This is a genomic window from Streptomyces niphimycinicus (assembly GCF_018883605.1).
Taxonomy (GTDB): domain Bacteria; phylum Actinomycetota; class Actinomycetes; order Streptomycetales; family Streptomycetaceae; genus Streptomyces; species Streptomyces niphimycinicus.
In genome coordinates, this window is sequence record NZ_JAHLEM010001292.1 from 1 (window position 1) to 814 (window position 814).

Consider the following 814-nt stretch of genomic DNA (forward strand, 5'->3'; position numbering starts at 1 on the left):
TGGGCCGACGCCCCGGACGTGGTTCCGGCCGACGCCTCGGATGTGGTCCTGGCCGAGGCCGCGCTCGCCGCCCTCGCCCGGACCGACCGCCCCGGGGACGCCCTGCCCGCCCTGCTGGCCCACGCGGGCGGCGACCGGGCCCGGGTGGCGGTGTACGCGGCCACCAGAGCGGCCCGGTACGCCGAGCCGTCACGGCTGGGGCGGCTGGTGCGCGGGGTGCTCGCGCCGGACGGGGTCGCCACGGCCGTACCGCCCGTCCCCCCGAAGGTCACCAGCCGTAAGGAGGCCGTCCGGCTCGCCGCCACCCTGCTCCCGGTGACCGACGCCGCCGCGCTGCTCGCCGACGCCTTCGAACTGCCCGGCCAGCACCCCGATGTGCAGGCCGCCTGCGTCGCCTTCGCCACCCGGCCGCTCGACGCCGAACGCTCCTGGGAGCTGCTGACCGCCGCCGCGAGCGGACGCCGCGAACTGCGCCACGCCGTGCTGCGCACCCGCCCCCTGGACCTCCCCGAGGCGCACCGCGCCCGCTACGCCCAGCTCATACGCGTCGTCTGCGACACCGACGACCCCGAGGTGGCGGCGGCCGGATACGGGGCGCTGGCCGGCTGGTCACCGTGGGCGCCGGACGCGGCGGCCGTGCTGGTCGAGGCCGTCACCGAGCTGGGCAACAGGGCGAGCTGGCGGCCCGCCGCCGACGCCCTGCTGGACCTGATGGCCGCGGCCCCCGACGGGTCGCCCGGCGACAACCCGCTGGCCTGGGCGCTCGCCGCACTCGTCACCGCCGACGCCCGGCCCGGCGGACCCGACGCCGAAC

General features: G+C 79.2%; 1 pseudogene. It reads left to right on the plus strand.

From position 1 onward, the window contains the following. Positions 1 to 814, plus strand: a pseudogene (locus tag KN815_RS49410) (hypothetical protein); the annotation flags it as partial.